Genomic DNA, 21,058 nt, shown 5'->3' on the forward strand with positions numbered 1-21,058 from the left:
CATAGCTGCGGTCTAAAGTTTTAGGCAGGTGTGATTTGCATCACAGGATGTGGGGTGAATCGGGCTTATACACGTAATTGGAAGCGCTGAAGGCCCTAGAACAAAAAGGTTTTTTAGCACGATAACTTAGCAAGGTATCGCTTTGGGTGGTCGCGCAAGCGACGTTGGAGCGACATTTCATCCCGGCGCAAGCCGGATATTTCCGGGGTGCTTCCGCCTGTTAGATGACGAATAGGTAGGGCTACATCAATTATGGTGGCCGTGAGTGGTGAAAGGCGACACGTCAGCTCTGGGGTCCGATCCGGAGGCGCCGACCCCCCACCAACACTTCTACATCGCGTGTATTTCCGCGCGGATTTTTTCGAACCGTGACGCCCATTCGCGTTCACCGCGTTCTGCGATCAATGTATCGGCCTGCGACAAAAGTGATTTGGCTTTATCCAAGTCGCCACGCTGCGCCAGAAGCCTCGCTAGAACCGCGTTGTAGAAGGGCAGGTTCAATTGTGCGCCGATTGCGCTGGCTTGGCCGATAAAAGCCTCGAACTCCTCTGGTGAGACATCGCTGTCTCGATCAAGCGCACCTAGGATCATTTGCCATATTCGACCAATCAATGACCAGAAATCGGCACGTTGCTCGTCTGCAATGTCGATGCCCGACTGGATTTCTGCCCAGGCGATGTCCATATGGCCGCCTTCAAAGAAGGCCTGCGCACCAAAGATGTGGATCCAAGGCAACTGCGCCGTTGCCCCAATCGCGTTCAAGTGGGTCTTGGCGGTATCGATGGCCGACAATGCGGCCTCTTTTTTGTTCTTTCGGATCAGTATATGCACATCAGCCGACAACACCGACGCTAGCGGATCGGCTCCGAGTTCAAGAAACAACATGCCGTGATCCTCGGCTCGGTAAATCTCTTTCAGTGAAGCGCTGCTTTGCGCGGCCATCTCAAAATTACCAGCGTAAAGCTCGTAGGCTGTTTTGTTGACCAGCCAGAGCACCTTTAACTCGTCTGATCCGTCCTTGGCCAAACTTTCCATTTGTTCAACGAAGGCCCCACTTGCATAGACCTCTCCGCTGATGATGCGGTGGGCGAAAAGCCCGTATAGCGCGATCATTCGCTGCCGGTCCGTACCTTCGGCGTGATCAACGGCGGTCTCCAAGTTCCGATAGCTTTCCAGAACCGTGGGATGGGAGAACCCGAAACGTTGCACATGCGCGCTGGCGAGAAGCGACAGGATCGGCAGATGCTCTTCCCGATCGACAGTATCGCCCTTGGTCTGGCCTTCCATGTCCAGCCGCGCACTGTCGAGGTATTTGATTGCCGGATCGAAGTTTGCCCCCATCAACATACGGATACCTGCGGCCATACATGCAGCCGGAATTTGATCATGTGCTTTGGCCGCCAAAAGGTGGTCGGCCAGCAGCTCTGGCAGTTCGGCGCAAAGGTCGGGATGGTGCACCTGCAGTTGGTTGGCGAACTTCAAATGCAACGCACGACGACGCTTTCCGGGCAGCATCTCATAGGCGGCGTCGCGCAAAAGTATGTGATTGAACGCAAGACCGTCAGGACGCTTGAGCATGGTGCCGTTGATCGTCAGGAACCGCAGTTGATCATCTATGCCGGCGTTGTCAGGCAACAAGAGCGCCACATGATTTGGGTCGAACTGACGACCAAGAACGGAAGCGCATTGGACCACTTCTTTCAGAGGTCCGAGATTGTTGATGATTGCCTGAAACGTCGCTTCGATGTTGGGGGGCAGGGGCAGAGCATCGGATTTATTGCCCAATTGGCGTGCGTGCTCGGCAAGTGCCAACAGGAACAGAGGGTTGCCTTCTGCAGCTCGTGTAATTTCATCCCGGCGGGCTGGTGAGAGATCGGGGAAGGCCTCCAACGCAGTGTGTGCGGCTGAATCAGACAGAGGGTGCAATGTCAGTGCCTTGGCCGATGTTGCAGCAACCAGCGCCGACACCGCGTCGGTCGGGCGGCTGGTGACGATCAGCCTGCCGGCGAAATCGGGATCCGTTGCCAGATTTTGGATCACTGCCGCTGTTTCGTCATCAGCCCAGTGAAAATCATCAAACGCCAGAATAGCGCGCGCGTTCTGCGCATATAACCGTAGCAAGTCAGTGACGAGAGAGATCCGCCGCGCCTTTTGTTGTTCGGGCGGTAACAGGACGGGTTGGAAATCACGCAGACCTAACACGCCAGACAGAAGGTTAAGATCGCCTGTCTCCGGTGAAAATCCAATCCGATCCAGTGCAGACTTCAGCTCGTCTATCGGTGAGGTCGCGGTTAGCGACAATTCTCGCCGTACAACATCAACGATTGGGAACAAAGCCGTCTGTTGTAGGTTTGCACGGGCGTCCATTTGGACAACGGGTGTGGGCGCGAGTCGTCGGATAAGCTCGGACAGCAACGCTGATTTTCCGATGCCCGCAGGCCCGATCAGCGCAAAGTTCTCTGCGTCGCCGGCAAGCAGCGCTGACAGTTCTGCATCGCGTTCGAGAAGGCCGTCGCCATAGGTATGTCGCTCTAGAAAACTATAGCCTGAGACGCCGATGACTTCGACAGGCTGGTCGATCCCTTTCAGCAGTTTCTGTGTGGCCGACGTACAATCCAGTTGGGCCAGCCGGGACAAAAGCGATTGCGTCTCGCCCGAGATCACAACCCCCCCAGTCGGAGCCTGTTCTTGCAAGCGGGCAGCTCTGTTGACGTGCAGCCCGGCCAGTTGCGGATAAAGTGTTCCGCTTTGACCGACCCGACACATAACTTGGCCGCTGTCGATCCCGATGCGCACATTTTGCCCACCCAGTTGGCCGGGCGCAGCTTTGGCGATGGAAAGCCCGGACGCTATTGCAGAAAGTGCTGAATCCTCACCGTCATGTATCAAGCCAAAACAGGCCAATACACCATCACCATACCGTTGAAGGATTGTGCCGCGATACGTGGTGACGGTGTCACTGACCAACCGATGAAAGCCTGCAATCGTGTCGTCGTAGGTCTCTAGCTCACTTTGGTCGGCCAGAGCAGTGGACCCGACCAAATCAATGAACTGGATTGTCAGCATCCGGATCTCCGGGTTTTCGACATCCTGCAAAACCTCTGTTCCGCAATGGGCGCAGAATTTTGCTCCTGGCTGCAATGGCTCGGTGCACTGCACGCAATTCATGATCTGACTTTCCATCTTAGTACCTCCGACGGACCCAGGCGCGGGCTTCTGCCGCGTGGCGCACTCGTTTTGAATCGAGTGGGTTGGTCATCGACCATGAGCACCAAATCCTGAAAGCACCGGGCAAGCCGGTCACGGGATGATCGTCCAAAGGACGTAAAGATTGCGTGTCGTCTGGGAACCCAACGGCACTGGGGTCGCGGACGGATACTTCGCCTGCAACGGGGGCGACATAGGCGCGGTCCAATTGCAGGTCAAAAGCGTTGTAGAACATCCGGCCATTTTTGTTGCGGGTCACGAAGGTCATATCCAAAAGGTCCGAGATCGCCCCATGCGCGCGATGTCCTGACAAGGCCACCGGGTCGCGCCGCTGCAAAAATTGAGCGTCAATGCTTAGACCGTCGGTGTCGGACGCGATAAACTTGGCGTTGGTGACGTCAATATCTGCCCAGGATTTCGGCATGGCATAGAAGAACTTGCCAGCAAAGATTGCCGATTTGTTGTTCACATAGAGCTTGCGCGGATACAGCAATGGAGCGCGATGGGCGTCGTCTGTGTGTGTATAGGGGATAGCGAATGTGGCCTCGCCATAAGGTGACATTGACAGAAAGTCGGGAATGAATGACCCGCGCACACTGTGATAGCGACAAAATGACATCCCAACAGGATGGAAGCCGGGGCGCACCATCGGACAGTGGCCCAGATGGATGCCGTCAGGCAGCATGGATTGAACCTCGGCGCGGGGCAGCTCGTAGAAAAAGAACACGCCCGTCATTTCTCCGCGTGCGAAGAACGGCGTCAGCGGCCAATGCGTCCCCGAGATCGAGTTGGTTTGGAACATTGCCTTTTCAGCCATTGTGTTGTCGCGTGGAATATCCTCGGCACCAACATTCAAAAGCTCGACGCCAGTGATGGCCGACGCGCAGGCGATACCGGACATGGTTGCCGCTTCAACGCAACCCGCGTTCAGCCCGCAACGGGTCCAATCGCCGGCCAGATAGAGGTTAAGAAAGCCACTCTCGGACGGGGCGAGGCGATGGTAGACACTGTTTTTTACAGACAGAACATATCGTTCCGACCCGTACATATTGACGCGCGAATAGATAGCGGCATCTTTGCTTTGATAAAACAGCCCGGTGTCGAACTTGCCGCGTTTCTTGGCGTTGGGCCAAAGATCTGGCAGGTCCTTGTCCATCCATTTGGCGACAGTATTGTCAAAGCCTTCCAACGTTTCTCCGTCGGGTGCGGGCGCACAGAAATACGAAATTGAGGCGGGACCGGGGGACGGCCAGTCTTCGTGCGGGATTAGGTGGGACATGTCGGCCCACGTATCCAATGGCTCGGCAAACCCAGTGATGACAGTACGCATCGGGCTGGGGGGGATGGCGGCCGCGCTATTATGCGCTTCGACCTGACCGTCCCACCCCAGCTCTTTCGCTGATTTTTTTAACCAAAGTTGTGCAGCATGCGTGCCCACAGTTTTGACGCGATCCAGCATAAGGCGCCAACGTTCAGACGCGCCAGACAGCTCTTTCGTCATATAAGGCAGCGAACCAATCGAGGCCCCGAGCAACACCATATCGAAATCTTTGCCCAGGCGCAGGTCGAACTCCTCTCCTGTCGGAGGTGACTTTTCGCACTCGAAGTTAATACCACTCTTCTTCAGTGCTTCGCCGTCAACCAACTGATCCCAAAGCGGTTCCGAAGGCCAGCAAGGCAGACCGTCTACATCCACCAACGGGTCGTAGAGACCCGATTTGACCTTGGCTTGGCGAACCATGGTCAAGCGTTCGATCCGAGCCTGATCATCACTTAGGTGAAGGTCGCGCGCCGCACAGAAGAATTCGAATTTCACGCCCAGCTTCTTGAGCACCTGATAATAGGGGCCGAAAATTGTGTCCCCCATGCCCGCTTGCATCTTGTGAAAGATCGAAGTGGAGTAGGTAAAGATCAGGCGGGACATCGCCCTAAGCGCGGTACCGGCACCTGAATTTCCTTGCTTGCACGTGTCGCCGCCCGGAAAGCCAAAGACGAAGTCGTAACATCCCCGGATCGCAACCCATGCCAGCGCCTTGTCGCTGGTCCCATTCATGCGCAGCCAGTCAGAAAACTCCCATTGATCAAGGACATCGTAGCCACTTGTGAAGGTGTCCGAATTCACCACGCCATGCATATAGCCAAGCGAGATGTCCATTAAGAACAACCCCCGTCGAATGGCATCATTTTGCAGATTCTCGGGTGTTTGTTGTGCGTGAACTGCTTTCTGCGCTTCAATAATGAAGTCCAGCAGCAGGTTTGTGTCGCGGACTGCGTGTTTGGCGGGATCCTTCGACATACGCAGAACATGGTCCTGAATGCTCAGATGTTGCGATAAGAGACCCGGAGGCGCGGCGATACCCAGTTTCTCGTGCCTTCCGTTTTCAAGCTCGCCACGACTGATGAACTCGATGACGATTTCAAGGATGCGCAGCATCATCTCGAAGGGGCCGGGAACGGATGTCTCGGACCCCGGCACTTTGTCATTGCGCGGCAGGTCAATGGCCCAAGGTCGCCACGCGTTCCCATCCAGCGACGTTGTTGGCACATTTTCAGCTAGGAACAGGTGCGACAGCGGCTTGAAGGCTTTGTCCATCGTGCCCAGCGGATCACTTTTCTTGCGCAGCCCCAGATCGACCAACTGTTCGTAACACTGCCGCATATTTCGAAACGCGTTGTCATAAAATCCGGCCCAAACATGCAGGCCATGTTCCTCGATCCTCTGACCAAGATCAGCGTTGCGGCCGCTGGCACCCTTGCCACCGTTTCGCCAGCCTAGCTGATAAAGCGTGATGTCATATTTCTTGTCCCAGTCCGGGGTTTGCGTGATCGCATATACCGCCGTTACTGCCCCGACGCCGCCGCCAATGACAGCGATTTTTTGTTTGGCCATCCCCATGTCCCCACGAATTCCTTCAGAGCGAGCCGGGCCCTGCCGGCGGTCTCTGTGTTTTGATTATTGTAGCACTCATTGTTATCTTAAGATTCTGTTAATATCTACGAAAACGAGAGTAAAAAGCGCGTTTGCCTTTGAGTTTCATGCGTTTATTTTTGTATCCCTGTGGTTGACATGACCAATAGGTTGAAAAACATTTTTGGTAAATTCATGTTAAAGTTGAGGCGTTGACCGGTCTTTGTCGGGGCGTGTTCGGTTGCGCCGCCGATTGCAGCTGACATTGGATGGGTCGGGCCAGTCAAATTTATGGTTGATCCGTCGCGTTTCCCGTCTTTTATGGAACCACGCCCGTCTTGCCGCGAGGCACCATCAGGAGGCTGCATGTCCAATACCTCAGAACCCGAGAACACCCCAAAGCTGCCGTCGACCAGGCGGTCGCTGCCGATTGCCTTGATGCGCGCGCGGGAAAAAGTGATGGGGCCTGTGCGGGATATGTTGGCGCCAACCGGCATTACCGAGCAGCAATGGCGCATATTGCGGGTACTGTCAGAACAGGGTTCTCAGGACGCCACGCATCTCAGCGATCGAACCAGCTTGTTGATGCCAAGCCTAACACGCATCATCCAAACCATGGTTAGCAATGGTCTTGTGACACGAACGCCGGACGAACATGATCGACGGCGCCAGACGCTGGCGATCACACCTGACGGGCAACAGATTATCGACGAAAACTTGGAACAGGCTAGCCGGATCGCAGAACGCTATGTTCGCCATTTGGGCAAGAAGCGGTACGAAGATTTATTGGACGCATTGGAGGCGTTGGAGCGCCTCTAGCTTAGATTGTCCAAGACCAACCTATGCCGCTGCGCTACTTTGTCGGAAGCTTGGGGGCCGTCAGGTCCAGCCTCAACTCCGCATCCGAAAACGTCCAGGGTCCACGCACACCCGGCACGCCTTCGGGGGCCACTTCCATCTGGCGGTGGAGCAATTGTTCGTTGGCAAAGGTTTGCTCCATCGTATTGATCGGGCCTGCTGGCACGGTCGCACCCTCCAGTTCGCTTAGAATATCATCCATGGTCCAATGTGAGAGCGCCGCCTCGATTTCGGGTGTCAGGTCTTCGCGATTGGCGACGCGCGTTTGATTGCTCGTGAAGCGCGGGTCACCTGCCAGGTCCTCGCGCCCGATCACCCCACAGAACCGTTGGAACTGTCCGTCATTGCCCACGGCAAGAATGATGTGCCCATCTTTCACCGGGCAGACCTGATAAGGTGCGATGTTGGGGTGTTCGTTGCCCATACGGGTCGGGCTTTGTCCGGTCGCCAAGTAGTTCATGGCTTGGTTGGCCATAAGCGCCGTTGCGCAGTCCAGAAGGCTCATATCCACATGCTGACCACGTCCTGTGCGGTGGCGCTGCTCGACCGCAGCCATAATGCCAATCGTACCGTAAAGGCCAGTCACAATATCAGTAATGGCGACGCCAACCTTCTGCGGCTGACCGTTTGGGTCACCCGTCACGGACATGAGACCCGACAGGCCCTGCAACAGAAAATCATATCCTGCGCGGTTCGCCCACGGTCCGTCTTGTCCAAACCCAGTGACAGAGCAGTAGATCAGACGCGGGTTCAGGGCGGCCAAACTGTCGTAGTCGAGCCCGTATTTCGCCAACCCGCCCACCTTGAAATTCTCAATCAGGATATCGGCGTCCTTTACGAGTTCGCGCACCTTTGCTTGTCCCTCGGGCGTGCGGAAATCGGCGGTGACACAGGTCTTTCCGCGGTTGGCGCAATAGTAATAGGCCGCAGTCTTGTCACCGTCACGTTCGATGAATGGCGGGCCCCATCTCCGTGTGTCGTCCCCATCCGGGCTTTCGACTTTCACAACATCGGCGCCGAGGTCAGCCAGCGATTGTCCGATCCAGGGGCCGGCCAGAATACGCGCGAGTTCAACGACTTTTAGTCCTTCAAGGGGATGCATTGTGGCTCCTAGAGGTAAGGGGGGGTGCAGGCCGAGATTACGCGGGCTGGGCGGTCAGAGATGTTGCGAAAGCGATGTGGTTTGCGCGAATTGAACAGGTAGGCGTCACCGGCTTTCAGGACGCGGACGTCTTCGCCGACGGTGATTTCAAGTTCGCCCTCAATCACGATGCCGCCTTCATTCGCCTCATGCTCAATCATCGTTTCGCCTGTGTCTGCGCCGGGCTCATAGTATTCCTGTAGGACCTGTAGGCCATGCGCTTTCGCGTCGCCCACTTGCCGGATCGAGATCATCCGTTGCGCGGCCTCGTTCCCTTGATAGAGCGCCGATGTCAGGTCGCGCAGATCAACAGGCGTGAAGAACACTTGTTGTTGCGAAGGTGCCTCGGGTTCAAAAAACTCTGACATGGACATGTTAAGTCCGCCCAAAATCTTGCGCAGAGAGGCAACGGACGGAGAGGAGTGGTTTCGCTCGATCATGGAAATCTGCCCATGTGGTACGCCAGCCGCTTCGGCCAACTGCCGTTGAGACATACCAAACTGCTGCCTAAGCCCCTTCAGCCGGGAACCCACGTCGAAGTCATCTTGCATGTCGAAACCTTTGCCCGATCTGTGCAGGAACGCGGCGGTGGATTGCCGTGTGCCTATATGTTGCGCAAAATTTTGATAGCATCGCTCAGGATTTTGCGCAATATGGTGCGGAATCGATTTATGGACTGGGGGATCGCATGTTGAACACCGAACAATTGAAAGCACGGCGCGCTGACGCTGTTGCAAATGGGGTTGCCACGCGTGGTATCTATGCGGCACGCGCCGAGAATGCCGAGCTTTGGGATGTAGACGGCAAGCGTTACATTGATTTTGCAGCCGGGATTGCGGTGAACAATACCGGACACCGTCACCCTAAAGTGATGGCAGCCGTTGCCGAACAGGCCGAGGCATTCACTCACACCTGTTTCCATGTCGCGCCATACGAAGGCTACGTGAAATTGGCCGAGCGCCTGAATGCCGCCACGCCGGGAGATTTCGACAAGAAAACCATGCTGGTGACCACTGGTGCGGAGGCGGTTGAGAACGCGGTGAAAATGGCGCGGGCTTTTACAGGTCGATCTGGTGTCATTGCATTTTCTGGCGCGTTTCATGGACGTACCCTGATGGGGATGGCTCTGTGTGGAAAGGTGAACCCGTACAAGAAGGCCTTTGGTGCGATGCCGCCAGAGGTGCTTCATGCTCCTTTCCCGAATGCGTTCCACGGTGTGTCTGTCGAACAGTCACTGTCTGTGCTGGACAATATGTTGAAAAGCTCGATTGATCCCGACCGCGTGGCGGCGATGATTGTCGAGCCTGTGCAGGGCGAGGGTGGCTTTAACATCGCCCCACCAGAGTTCCTAAAGGCCATTCGCGCTATCTGTGACGAACATGGCATCGTCTTGATTGCGGACGAGGTGCAGGCGGGCATTGCGCGCACCGGTAAGATGTTCGCGTTTGATCACGCCGGCGTGGCCGCTGATCTGGTGACCATGGCAAAGGGCCTCGCGGGCGGGTTCCCGTTGTCGGCGGTGACCGGGCGCAAGGATATTGTCGATGCCGCCCCGGTCGGTGGGATCGGGGGCACCTACGCAGGTAACCCGCTTGCCGTGGCAGCATCGCATGCGGTTCTGGATGTGATTGACGAGGAAAACCTCTGTGATCGCGCCGCTGATATCGGCGACAAAATCATGACGCGCCTGAACGATATTGCGACCCGTCAAGGCATGGAAGCCATTGGCGACGTGCGTGGTTTGGGCGCCATGGTCGCATTCGAATTGGTCACTGACCGTGAAACGAACGCCCCGGACGCGGCCTTGACCATGGCAATTGTTGCCGAGGCTGAAGCGCGCGGTTTAATCCTGCTACCTTGTGGCACCCGGGGCAATGCAGTGCGGTTGCTGCCACCGTTAACCGTCCCGATGGAGCAACTTGACGAGGCGCTTGATATCCTCGAAACCTCGATCGAAGCAGCAATCAATGCGAAAGGAGCCTGAGACATGGCCGAACTAGCCCCTCAATCCCGCCCAGAGCTGTCGAGCTTTAACTGGGAGGACCCGTTTCTTATTGATGCGCAGCTTGAAGAAGAGGAGCGGATGATCCGCGACAGCGCACAAGCCTATGCGCAGGAAAAGTTGCTGCCGCGCGTGACCGAAGCGTTTGCCAAAGAAGAAACTGACCCTGCCATTTTTGCTGAGATGGGCGAAATGGGCCTGCTTGGCACCACCATCCCCGAAGAATATGGCGGGTTGGGCGCTGGCTACGTGACCTATGGTCTGGTCGCGCGTGAGGTTGAACGTGTGGACAGCGGCTATCGGTCGATGATGTCGGTTCAAAGCTCTTTGGTGATGTACCCGATCTATGCCTATGGCACAGACGAGCAGCGTCAAAAGTACCTTCCTAAGCTGGCAGCGGGCGAATGGATCGGGTGTTTTGGTTTGACCGAACCCGATGCGGGATCGGACCCCGGCTCTATGAAAACCACCGCCAAGAAGGTTGATGGTGGATACGTGCTGAATGGTTCGAAAATGTGGATCTCGAACTCACCGATTGCGGATGTTTTCGTGGTCTGGGCCAAGTCGGAGGCCCATGATGGCAAGATCAAAGGATTTGTACTGGACAAGGGTACAAAGGGTCTTTCTGCCCCCAAGATCGAGGGCAAGCAGTCGCTACGCGCATCAATCACAGGTGAGATTGTGTTGCAGAATGTCGAGGTCTCGGAAGATGCGCTTTTGCCGAATGTTGAAGGGCTTAAAGGACCATTTGGCTGTCTGAACCGTGCGCGATATGGCATTGCATGGGGTGCGATGGGGGCCGCGGAAGCGTGCTGGCATGCTGCGCGCCAATACGGGTTAGACCGCAAGCAATTCGGCAAGCCGCTGGCGCAGATGCAGTTGTTTCAGTTGAAGCTCGCCAACATGCAGACCGAGATCACGTTGGGTCTTCAGGCCGCGCTGCGTGTTGGTCGTTTAATGGACGAGGCAAAGGCCGCGCCCGAGATGGTCAGCATGATCAAACGCAACAACTGTGGCAAGGCGTTGGAGATCGCCCGTCATGCACGTGACATGCATGGCGGCAACGGAATCAGCCAAGAGTTCCACGTGATCCGCCACATGGTGAACCTAGAGACAGTTAACACCTATGAAGGTACGCATGATGTGCATGCGTTGATCCTTGGGCGTGCGCAGACCGGCCTACAAGCGTTCTTCTGATGCCAGTAAGCTTCAGAGCGAAAGAAAAGGGCGCCAAATGGCGCCCTGTTTTGTTGGGTTCTGTATCTTGTTAGCCGATGTCTTCGGGCAACAGAAGGTTCAGGACAACTGCAAGGAACGCCGCGGGCAACAGGCCCGACGTCAGCAAGATGCGCCATGTGTTCCCAAGGTGTTGCAAGGCGTCAGGCACCTGTTGCAGGCCCAGTCCAACAGACAGAGACACCGCGAAGATGATCATATTGCGGCGGTTCCAGTTTACGTCTGACAGCATGTTGATACCGGCGGCGGCAACCATACCGAACATCACTATCACACCGCCCCCCAGTACGTTGATCGGCACTGTTGCAACCGACGAACCGATTTTTGGGATCAGGCCGCAAAGCACCAGGAAGATCGCGCCGATTGTAACAACGTGGCGGCTCATCACGCCAGTCATGCTGATCAGGCCAACGTTTTGGCTGAACGAGGTGTTGGGCAGCCCACCGAAGATGCCAGCGATAGATGTGCCAAGCCCGTCTGCATAGGTCGCGCCGGCAACTTCTTGGTCTGTTGCTTCACGTCCTGCGCCACCTTTGGTGATGCCGGATGTGTCGCCCACAGTCTCAATCGCCGAGATCAGCGCCATGAAGCACATGCCGATGATGACCGCCCCATTGAACTCGATGCCAAACTTGAAAGGTGTTGGCAGCGCAAACCAACTGGCATTACCGATATTGCCAAAGTTCACTTGCCCCATCATGAGCGCGACAAGATAGCCTGCAATCAGGCCGATCAGAATGGCCGCCACAGATACGAAGCCTTTGGTGAAGAACTTAATCAGCAACGTGACGACGATCACGACCAAAGCGGGGGTCCAAAGGGCCAGGCTCCCAAACTCTGGCTTGCCCATCAGTGGCACGCCACCCGCCGCATACTGAATGCCGACTTTGATCAGCGAGAGGCCGATCATCAAAACGATCAGACCTGTGACCAGCGGGGGCAGGGCGAACCGAATGCGTCCAATAATTGTCCCGAGAAGAAAGTGGAATATGCCTCCAATCACGATCCCGGTGAACAGTGCTGCAAGCCCGGCCGTGCCTTGGCCCGCAACGGCAGGGATCATGATCGGAAGAAATGCAAACGAGGTACCTTGCACGATGGGCAGACGCGCGCCGACGGGGCCCATGCCGACGGTCTGGATCAATGTCGCGATCCCGGCAAACAAGATCGATATTTGGATCATATAGATCATAACGGGGAAATCGGGTGAGTTTGAACCGAACCCAAACCCAGCTGCACCTGCAACAATAATCGCGGGCGTTACGTTCGAGGCAAACATCGCCAAAACGTGTTGAATGCCCAATGGCACGGCTTGTGCCATTGGGGGGGTGTAATTCGGATCGCGGAGGTTTTCCGCGCTTGTCATCTCAGTCATGTGTCGTCCCTGTTCGCTGACCTGCGCGTTCATGCCACTTCTATGTGGCCGAATGTGCAGGATGATTTGTCTTGCCCTACGTTGATCGCAGGTGCTCGGAGCCGCACAAGGCGGTTCTCCGCTAGGACGCTACTATATATTGTGGGTAAGTCCATAGAAAAACAGCATATTATGCGCTCGCAGCATTTTTCTGCGAGCGCATGGATATTAAGAATAATGTACGTAAGAGGCCGTGCCAGGTGCGATTTCGTGCTGAGGAATTCCCCTTATTGTAGGCAGTCCACAATCGCATCCACGTTTTTTCGCATCATCTGTTCATAAAGGTCTGGGCCAACGGGAACTGTTGTTCCGATAGGATCCAATACGCCCAATGCGGTGCCGGTGCCTTGGCTGAGTGTCTCCAGCATCTCGCCGCCCACAGCAGCCTCGGCAAAGGCGCAGACGACCTCGCCATTCGCCAAAAGTGCCTGCAATTCGGAAAGCCGCGCCGCAGACGGCGCTGCGTTGTCACCTTCACGCAACGCGCCCTTTTGGGTCAAGCCAAAGTGATCGACTAAATAGCCATAGGCATCGTGGAAAACGATAAAGCCGCGATCCTGCACTGGCTTGAGCTGAGAGACGAGGTTCTTGTCGAGCTGGATAAGCCGCTCGCGCGCCTGCGCGGCGTTGGCGCGATAGGTCTCGGCATGTTCTGGATCTTGCTCGGCGAGGCGCTCGGCGATGGCAGTTAGCCAAATGGCGGCATTGTCAGGAGACAACCATGCGTGTGGATCGTGGTTGTGGTCTTCGTCGTGCACGTCCTCATGCTGTTCATGTTCATGTTCATGTTCATGTTCGGTTTCGTGACCATCTTCGTGCTTGTCTTCATGCGTGTCGTGCGCATCGTCATGATGAGCTTCATCATCGTGATCTTCATGCCCATGCACGTGATCACTTTCACGCAGATTGGTCCCGGGCATATCAAGAAGAGCCACGGCTTTTGCATCTCCCAACCCGTCCAGTGCACGGTCCAGCCAAGGCGTCAGTTCAGGTCCAACCCAGAAAACCATATCGGCCTGCGCAAGAGTGCGGGCTTGCGACGGGCGCATTTGGAAGGCGTGGGGGTCCGCCTCTTGTGGCAACAACACATCGGGGGTGGCGACACCGTCCATTACTTGCGCGACAAGCGATTGAACGGGCGCGAAGTCGGTCACCACTTTTGGTGCGTCGGCCATGGCCGTTGTGGTCGAAAAAAGCAAAGCGAGAAGGGAGGAGCGTATCATTTGCAGCCTTGAAGTTGGTGAGGTGATGTTATAATATTTCGATAGGTGATAATATTACATTTGATGGGTGTCAAACAGAAATGACCGAACATGATCCGGCCTGCGCCTTCCACTCTCACGATCATACGATCTGTACACAGGATGTACTGGCAAGCGCTGACAGGCTTTGCGGGGCCCGGGGTGCGCGTCTGACTCCTGTTCGACGGCGCGTGTTGGAAATACTGTTGGAAGAGCACCGTGCGATGGGGGCCTATGACGTGCTCGAAAGATTGGCGGCAGAGGGGTTTGGGAGCCAGCCTCCGGTGGCTTATAGAGCTTTGGAATTCCTTGTGGATCAAGGTTTCGCCCACCGTATTCGAAGGTTGAACGCGTTTGCGGCCTGTACCGCCCCCGAGAAAGATCACGCCCCGGTTTTCTTCATCTGCAAGTCGTGTAACAGCGTTGCGGAAACCGCCGGACAATCCGTGTGCGAAGAGCTGGAGGCAGTCGCAGATAAGCTTGGGTTTGCGGTTGAACGCTCAAACATCGAGGCGTTGGGCCTTTGCCCGACCTGCGCAACCGAGGGCGCATGATGGGTCTGATCACAGCGCGCGGCATTTCGGTCTTTTATGGCCGCAGACGGGTATTGGAAGATGTTAATTTTAGCATCCAACCCGGAGAAATCGTCACTATCGTTGGCCCCAATGGATCAGGGAAGTCGACGCTTTTGCGCGCTTTGTTGGGGATGGTGCCAGTTTCAGGCACGCTTGAGCGGCGGGCGGGCCTGACTGTCGGATATGTACCACAAAAACTTGCACTGGGCCGCGGCTTGCCGATGCCGGTTTCAAGTTTTCTGAACCTACCGGTGTCGCATTCGCAGCCAGACCGGACTGCGATGTTGCGACGAGTTGGGGTGCCGGATATTGAGGATCAGCAAATTGCTGATCTGTCCGGTGGGCAGTTGCAGCGAGTCGTGCTGGCGCGCGCATTGCTGACCGATCCGGACATCTTGGTTTTGGACGAACCCACGCAGGGGCTCGACCAGATGGGTGAGGCCTCATTTTACCAGTTGATCGCGACCGTTCGGCAAGAGACCGGTGTTGCGGTTCTGATGGTCTCACACGATCTGCATGTGGTGATGAGCGCATCAGACCGAGTGATCTGTCTGAATGGTCATGTGTGCTGCGAGGGAACGCCCCATGTGGTGCGTGATGCGCCGGAGTACCGGGCGTTGTTTGGACACGGTACGCAAGGTGCGCTGGCGCTTTATCAGCACGCACATGACCATAATCACGCCCATGATGACGGCGTGTGCGACCACGACCATTCCCATGATGACGCCCCTGCAAAGGACGATGTTCATGCTGGATGATTTCCTGGTGCGTGCTGCGCTGGCGGGCATTGGCCTGTCCATTGCAACTGGTCCGCTAGGCGCATTCGTCGTCTGGCGCCGTATGGCGTATTTTGGGGATGCAACTGCTCATGCCGCGATCCTTGGGGTGGCGCTTGCGTTGCTATCGTCTCTGCCCATCTGGCTGGGCACAATGGTCATTGCATTTGGCATGGCACTGGCCATCAGTTGGATGACCGCGCGCGGTCAGTCGCCCGACACGGGACTGGGTGTCTTGTCCTTCAGCGCGCTTTCTGCCGGTTTGGTCGCAATCTCTTTTGCGCCCGGGGTGCGGGTTGATCTGTCCGCCTTCTTGTTTGGCGACATCCTTGCTGTGACACGTTCTGACCTGCTGGTGATTTGGACAGGTGCGCTTTTGATCGCAGGGCTATTAATCTGGCGCTGGTCAAAACTGCTTTTGTCGACCTTAAGCCCGGACCTCGCCGCCGCGTCTGGGATCAACCCAAGGATAGAGGGGCTCGTCCTGACCCTATCATTGGCGGTTGTCGTTGCGGTTTCGCTGAAGGTCGTGGGGGCATTGTTGATCTCGGCCATGCTGATTATTCCCGCCGCAGCGGCGCGCCATATCGCTTCTAGCCCCGTCATTATGGCGGTAAGCGCTGTGTTCATAGGGTGGATCGCCAGCCTGTCAGGGCTATGGGCGTCGTTGGTCTGGGACACGCCCGCTGGACCGTCGATCATCGTGGCGGCAGCATGCGTGTATCTGTTGGCGACGGTTTATCGCGGTGTGCGAACGACCTAGGCGATCTAGTCCAGCGCGCTTGCTTGCGCGGCCGTAACTGCGATCATATGCAGGATGTCTTCGGCCGAGCACCCGCGAGATAAATCGTTGGCAGGTTTGGCCAGCCCTTGCAAAACCGGGCCAATGGCGTTGGCACCACCAACACGCTGAGCGATCTTGTAGGCGATGTTGCCCGCGTCGAGATTGGGGAAGATGAAGACGTTGGCCTGCCCCGCAGTCGCGCTGTCGGGTGCCTTTTTTGCAGCGACACCCGGCACGAATGCGGCATCGAACTGAAGCTCACCGTCGATCAACAAATCAGGCGCACTATCCTTGGCGATCTGTGTTGCGGTTGCGACCTTTGTGACCGCGTCATGTTTGGCGCTACCATGGGTCGAGAATGACAGCATCGCGACACGCGGCGTCTCGCCGGTTAGGGCGTTGAAGGACGCCGCCGAGGCCAGCGCAATCTGGGCCATTTCTTCGGCATTTGGATCAACGACAAGGCCACTGTCTGAAAAGATCAGCGCGCCCTTTCGTTCGTGATGGGGCTGGCATAGTAGCATCAGAAAGAAGCTGGAAATCAGCTTGCTGCCCGGTTTGGGACCGATCACCTGAATTGCCGTGCGCACGATTTCTGCCGTGGTAGCGACCGCGCCCCCAACTGTGCCGTCGGCGTGGCCCGCTTTTACCATCAAAGCCGCGAAGACATGAGGGTTATGCGCGGCTTTCGCGGCTACTGTTTCTGTAACGCCCTTGTGTTTGCGCAAGTCATAGTAAAGCTGCGCAAGTTCAGAAGAATGCTCTGACGTTTCGGGGTCGAAAATGGTGATGTCGTTGGCAATTGGCAGGCCCAAAGCCTGAAATTGCGCAATCACTTCAGCTTCGTTGCCCACCAATCCAACACGCGCGACCCCTTGGGTTGCCGCGTCGTGAGCGGCCTGAACTGCACGTGGATCGCTCCCTTCGGACAGTAATATCCGGTGACGAGAAAGCGCGGCGTTGTGCAAGAGGGTTTCAAGCGGCTTCATCGGGGCGCATCTCCGTAAACTGATTGCTATATTTTCTAGATATAAAAAAACCGCCCGACCCACAATCAGCGCGAAAGGGAGTGCGGCTGACCGGGAGCGGACGGTGAACCGGGCGCTATGAACGCCCGGTCTGAGTTCTTAGACTTTCTGCGGACGCATGTCGTCTTTGTTGATGCCGGCAACTTTGACCGGGTTCTTCATCGCGTCGCGACGGAAGGGTTCACCCAGCTCTTGGTTGATCATGGCTTCGATCAGAGTGGTCACACCGTTTTCCATCTGGTCTTTGACCGCTTGGTTCAACGCGTCTGTCAGTTCGTCCATCGTGCGTGCAACGACGCCTTTCAGGCCACAGGCGTTGGCGATACCGGCGTAGGAAACCTGCGTGTCCAGCTCGGTGCCAACGAAGTTGTCGTCGAACCACAGTGTCGAGTTGCGCTTTTCAGCACCCCACTGGTAGTTGCGGAAGACGATTTGCGTGACAGCAGGCCATTCTTCGCGACCAATCGCAGTCAGCTCTGTCACAGCGATGCCGAATGCACCGTCACCCGAGAAGCCAACGACCGGCACGTCTGGGCAACCGATTTTCGCACCAACAACCGATGGCAGACCATAGCCACATGGGCCAAACAGGCCGGGTGCCAGATATTTGCGGCCGTCTTCGAACGACGGGTAGGCGTTGCCGATGGCACAGTTGTTGCCGATGTCGGACGAGATGATCGCCTCTTTCGGCAGAGCGGCTTGAATCGCGCGCCATGCTTTGCGAGGTGACAGCCAATCTGGCTTCGCGTCGCGCGCGCGTTCGTTCCAGGTTGTGCCCGGATCGTCTTGCTCGTGATCCATCGATGTCAGCTCTTGCGCCCAACGCGACTTTTTGTCGGCGATGTTTGCTTTGCGCGCATCGCGACCTGCGTCACCGGCCGAGTCGGACAGTTGTGCCAAGATGTTGCCAGCAACAGTGGCCGCGTCACCGACGATACCGACCGAGACTTTCTTGGTCAGGCCAATACGGTCTGGGTTGATGTCGATCTGGATGATCTTCGCGTCTGCAGGCCAGTATTCCATGCCATAACCCGGCAAGGTCGAGAATGGGTTCAGGCGCGTGCCTAAGCACAGAACAACGTCTGCTTCTTTGATCAGCTCCATCGCAGCTTTCGAGCCATTATAGCCCAGTGGGCCAGCAAACAGCGGGTGCGAGCCAGGGAACGCGTCATTGTGCTGGTAGCCAACACAAACCGGCGCGTCCAGACGCTCGGCCAGCGCTTTTGATGCTTCGATGCCACCTTTCGACAGAACTGTACCTGCGCCGTTCAGGATGACCGGGTTTTTCGCGCTCGACAGAAGTGCTGCGGCTTCGGTCACTGACGATGCACCACCAGCAGGCAGTTCAAACTCAACAACTGCGGGCAGTTCGATGTCGACAACTTGCGTGAAAAAGTCGCGTGGCACGTTGATCTGTGCAGGAGCCGAGGCGCGCTTGGCTTGCATGATCACGCGGCTCAGAACTTCGGCCATACGTGTCGGGTCGCGTACTTCTTCTTGGTAGCAAACGCAGTCAGCAAACATGCGCATCTGTTCCATTTCCTGGAAGCCACCCTGACCCATGGTCTTGTTCGCGGCCTGTGGCGTTACCAGCAGAAGCGGTGTGTGGTTCCAGTAAGCGGTTTTCACAGCGGTTACGAAGTTTGTGATGCCGGGGCCGTTTTGCGCGATCATCATCGACATTTTGCCGGTCGCACGGGTGTAGCCATCGGCCATCATGCCGCCCGAACCTTCATGGGCGCAATCCCAGAATGTGATGCCGGCATCATCAAAGATGTCCGAGATCGGCATCATGGCGGAACCGATAATGCCAAAAGCATGTTCGATTCCATGCATTTGAAGCGTTTTTACAAATGCTTCCTCAGTGGTCATCTTCATGTGGTGATCTCCCTTAGAAAAAAGAAACGTCACGGGGGCAGACGCGCCGGGACGTTAAGAATTGTTGCGCATATTCTTAGGCAGCGAGGGGGCGCATCTATAGGGCCAGTTGGAAAAGCTATCTGGCGCCAGTTGCCCGCATGTCTGCAATAGCGTCGCCGATCAATGCAATTCCTTTTGGGATGCGCTGCGCCGGGATAGAGCTATAGGCAAGACGATAGAAATTGCGGGGGGGGTCGCCACCGCCAAAAAATGGCGCGCCGGGTTCGATGACAACCCCTTTTTCGCGTAGGTTTGCGGCCAATATTCGTGTGTCGATACCGTCGGGTGCACGCATCCAAATCGCAGAGCCGCCATGTGCGCCGCGCCCGGCAATTGTTAAGCCAGTCTCTTCGATTTGGGTGTTCATCACGTCGCGACGTTCGTGATAGGCCGATCCAATTCGGCGGATCAACGCATCATAGTGGCCTAGGGACAGAAAATGCGCGACGGTGCGCTGGATCAGCCCAGGCGGGTGGCGCAAAACGGCCGACCTAAGCGCGCGTGCCTCGCGAATGAAGGGCTCAGATCCCACCAAAAAACCAAGGCGCAGGCCAGGAAACAAAGATTTAGAGAAGCTGCCGACGTAAATTACCCGTCCTTCGCGGTCTAGGGATTTGAGCGCGGGGGACGGGGGCTTCAGAAACGACATTTCGAAGTCATAGTCATCCTCGACCACTACCGCATCCAAATCGCGCGCACGATTTAGCAATGCTTTGCGGCGTTCGATCGGCATTGTTGCCGTTGTAGGGCTTTGGTGACTGGGCGTGGTGTAAATAACATCGGTACCCTCTGGCAATGCCTCGGGTGGCAAGCCATCGCGGTCGACGGGGATCTTTAGCAGATGGCACCGGCTTTGCATGAGTATGTCGCGTAGCGAGTAGTAACAGGGGTCTTCGATAGCGGCCGTACGGCGTTGGGTGAGCAAGACCTGAGCTGACAGCCAGAGAGCGTTTTGCGCCCCAAGTGTAATCAGTATCTCTTCCGGTCTGGCCAAAATACCACGTCTAGGCAAGATATGACGTGCGATGAATTCAGTCAGCTGCGGATCATCCTGATCATAGTAGTCCCGCATCATCGCGGGGTGATCCTTTTGGCCTAAAGCACGCAAGGCACACAAACGCCAAGCGTTGTGGTCAAATAGTTTTGGATCTGACTGACCGTAGATGAAGGGATACTTCATCTGCCGCCAATCCAATGGTTTTTGTGGTGTGCTGCCACCGGTGAAGCTGGTGCCAATCGCGCGATTCCAGTCAACCTTATCTTCGCCGCGTTTGCGCAGCTTGAATGACGGAGGTTCTGGTGCATTTTCAGACACATAAAAGCCACTTCTACCTTTGGAGGTCAGGTAATCGTTGGCTTGAAGTTCAGTATAGGCAAGTGTGACAGTGATCCGGCTGACCCCAAGATGGGTCGACAAACGCCGTGTGGAGGGCAGTTTTTCGCCACGGGGCAGGCGGCCTGACAAAATCGCTTCGGCGATCATTTGTTGGATCTGCGCCTGAAGCGTGCCTTGGGCGTCTTGGTCCAGAAAAAATGTTTCAACGGGGGCTGCCATGTCGCAAGCATAGCGTGGACCTAAGTCGGATGCAATCTGGACTTAATAAGCGCTAGCGATTTGAAGATATCCAGGCGGACATAAGACCCGCATCACGAAAGCACTCATCGGGGATGGCGCGCCGTTTGGCTCGTGCGATCCGCTCTGCATAGGCGACTTGGCGCGACGTGGCGCGGCTGTCGCGGGGTTGGGCTGCACGGCTGTTCAATCTGGCTTGATGTTCGCCAATCCATCCAGACAGCGCCGCACGGTCGCTGATTTTGTCTGCGGGGATGTTTGCCCCCAGTCGGGCAGCGATCTGGCGGGCATAGTCGACTTGTTTTGGAGTTGGCGGCAATGTGCGTGTGGGCTGCATGTTCGGTCCTCCTGTTCTTGGTGTTCCCATGCGTATAGATATGAGAACAAATATAGAA

Annotated in this window: 16 protein-coding genes; 6 read left to right on the forward strand and 10 right to left on the reverse strand. The window is 56.3% G+C overall.

The window, feature by feature from the left end:
• Window positions 1-330: 330 nt before the first annotated feature.
• Entirely contained in the window at window positions 331-3,183 is a 2,853-nt protein-coding gene (locus V6N04_RS13710; RefSeq protein WP_371170754.1) for an AAA family ATPase, read from the reverse strand.
• A 1-nt stretch (window position 3,184) separates the two neighbouring features.
• The gene (locus V6N04_RS13715; protein WP_371170755.1) at window positions 3,185-6,097 is read right to left on the reverse strand and encodes an acetoacetate decarboxylase family protein; all 2,913 of its coding nucleotides are present in this window, start codon (window positions 6,095-6,097) and stop codon (window positions 3,185-3,187) included.
• Between the two features lie 384 nt (window positions 6,098-6,481).
• On the opposite strand from V6N04_RS13715, the gene hpaR reads away from it, so the two are divergent.
• Window positions 6,482-6,934 carry a homoprotocatechuate degradation operon regulator HpaR gene (hpaR, locus tag V6N04_RS13720; protein WP_371170756.1) on the forward strand — a complete coding sequence of 151 codons (453 nt, stop codon included), beginning with the start codon at window positions 6,482-6,484 and terminating at the stop codon, window positions 6,932-6,934.
• A 34-nt stretch (window positions 6,935-6,968) separates the two neighbouring features.
• On the opposite strand, the gene V6N04_RS13725 is transcribed toward hpaR, so the two are convergent.
• The gene (locus tag V6N04_RS13725) at window positions 6,969-8,075 is read right to left on the reverse strand and encodes a CaiB/BaiF CoA transferase family protein (protein WP_371170757.1); all 1,107 of its coding nucleotides are present in this window, start codon (window positions 8,073-8,075) and stop codon (window positions 6,969-6,971) included.
• 8 nt (window positions 8,076-8,083) lie between these two features.
• Window positions 8,084-8,665, reverse strand: a complete 582-nt coding sequence (locus tag V6N04_RS13730) for a cupin domain-containing protein (RefSeq protein WP_371170758.1) — start codon at window positions 8,663-8,665, stop codon at window positions 8,084-8,086.
• 137 nt (window positions 8,666-8,802) lie between these two features.
• Here V6N04_RS13730 and gabT point away from each other — a divergent pair, with 137 nt between their 5' ends.
• Both gabT and V6N04_RS13740 read left to right on the forward strand, forming a co-directional pair.
• Window positions 8,803-10,098 (forward strand): 4-aminobutyrate--2-oxoglutarate transaminase, encoded by a 1,296-nt coding sequence (gabT, locus tag V6N04_RS13735; RefSeq protein ID WP_371170759.1) that lies wholly within the window; start codon window positions 8,803-8,805, stop codon window positions 10,096-10,098.
• A gap of 3 nt (window positions 10,099-10,101) precedes the next feature.
• Entirely contained in the window at window positions 10,102-11,313 is a 1,212-nt protein-coding gene (locus tag V6N04_RS13740; RefSeq protein WP_371170760.1) for an acyl-CoA dehydrogenase, read from the forward strand.
• Window positions 11,314-11,383: 70 nt separating this feature from the next.
• Here the strand turns inward: V6N04_RS13740 and V6N04_RS13745 are convergent, their stop codons facing one another.
• Both V6N04_RS13745 and V6N04_RS13750 read right to left on the reverse strand, forming a co-directional pair.
• Entirely contained in the window at window positions 11,384-12,727 is a 1,344-nt protein-coding gene (locus V6N04_RS13745; protein ID WP_371170761.1) for a uracil-xanthine permease family protein, read from the reverse strand.
• 266 nt (window positions 12,728-12,993) lie between these two features.
• Window positions 12,994-13,989: a zinc ABC transporter substrate-binding protein gene (locus V6N04_RS13750; protein WP_371170762.1), complete on the reverse strand. Its 996-nt coding sequence runs from the start codon at window positions 13,987-13,989 to the stop codon at window positions 12,994-12,996.
• Window positions 13,990-14,069: 80 nt separating this feature from the next.
• Between V6N04_RS13750 and V6N04_RS13755 the strand changes: the two genes are divergently transcribed.
• Genes V6N04_RS13755 through V6N04_RS13765 form a run of 3 tightly spaced genes read left to right on the forward strand, consistent with a single transcriptional unit; the run spans window position 14,070 to window position 16,121 of the window.
• Window positions 14,070-14,561, forward strand: coding sequence for a transcriptional repressor (locus V6N04_RS13755; RefSeq protein ID WP_371170763.1), 492 nt, complete (start codon window positions 14,070-14,072; stop codon window positions 14,559-14,561).
• Window positions 14,561-15,340 (forward strand): metal ABC transporter ATP-binding protein, encoded by a 780-nt coding sequence (locus V6N04_RS13760; RefSeq protein WP_371170813.1) that lies wholly within the window; start codon window positions 14,561-14,563, stop codon window positions 15,338-15,340. Before V6N04_RS13755 ends, V6N04_RS13760 begins: the two co-directional genes overlap by 1 nt.
• Entirely contained in the window at window positions 15,330-16,121 is a 792-nt protein-coding gene (locus V6N04_RS13765; protein ID WP_371170764.1) for a metal ABC transporter permease, read from the forward strand. Before V6N04_RS13760 ends, V6N04_RS13765 begins: the two co-directional genes overlap by 11 nt.
• Before the next feature lie 5 nt (window positions 16,122-16,126).
• Here V6N04_RS13765 and pta read toward each other — a convergent pair whose 3' ends face one another.
• From pta to V6N04_RS13785, 4 genes are all read right to left on the reverse strand, one after another.
• A complete protein-coding gene (gene pta / locus V6N04_RS13770) occupies window positions 16,127-17,131 on the reverse strand; it encodes a phosphate acetyltransferase (protein ID WP_371170765.1) in 1,005 nt (334 codons plus the stop codon).
• 138 nt (window positions 17,132-17,269) lie between these two features.
• Window positions 17,270-19,048: a sulfoacetaldehyde acetyltransferase gene (xsc, locus tag V6N04_RS13775; RefSeq protein WP_371170766.1), complete on the reverse strand. Its 1,779-nt coding sequence runs from the start codon at window positions 19,046-19,048 to the stop codon at window positions 17,270-17,272.
• A gap of 118 nt (window positions 19,049-19,166) precedes the next feature.
• A complete protein-coding gene (gene pdxR / locus V6N04_RS13780; RefSeq protein ID WP_371170767.1) occupies window positions 19,167-20,645 on the reverse strand; it encodes a MocR-like pyridoxine biosynthesis transcription factor PdxR in 1,479 nt (492 codons plus the stop codon).
• Window positions 20,646-20,697: 52 nt separating this feature from the next.
• Window positions 20,698-21,000, reverse strand: a complete 303-nt coding sequence (locus tag V6N04_RS13785) for a hypothetical protein (protein ID WP_371170768.1) — start codon at window positions 20,998-21,000, stop codon at window positions 20,698-20,700.
• Window positions 21,001-21,058: the final 58 nt, after the last annotated feature.

Origin of the sequence: Aliiroseovarius conchicola, from assembly GCF_041403445.1 — a bacterium.
Lineage (GTDB): Bacteria > Pseudomonadota > Alphaproteobacteria > Rhodobacterales > Rhodobacteraceae > Aliiroseovarius > Aliiroseovarius conchicola.